Origin of the sequence: Neptuniibacter pectenicola (genome assembly GCF_001597735.1) — a bacterium.
GTDB classification, from domain to species: domain Bacteria; phylum Pseudomonadota; class Gammaproteobacteria; order Pseudomonadales; family Balneatricaceae; genus Neptuniibacter; species Neptuniibacter pectenicola.
The window spans coordinates 1-211 of the sequence record NZ_LUTS01000201.1; the positions used below are offsets into that span (position 1 = coordinate 1).

Genomic DNA, 211 nt, shown 5'->3' on the forward strand with positions numbered 1-211 from the left:
TTGCCCATTTCGATTTGGCCGGAATCCAAAACTATTGTTTGAGAAATCGGGATCAAAAATAGGCGTAAGGACTTGGGCAATCGCTTGCTGAATCACTCGATCACAGACGGTTGGAATCCCCAGTTGGCGAGTACCACCATCGGGTTTATCGATTTCAACGCGTCTGACCGGTGAGGGCGTATATCGACCTGTTGCCAGTTCGGTAGTGACC

General features: G+C 49.8%; 1 pseudogene. It reads right to left on the bottom strand.

Annotated features, from left to right (window positions below):
- Positions 1 to 211: pseudogene (locus A3773_RS17665) on the bottom strand (reverse transcriptase domain-containing protein); the annotation flags it as partial.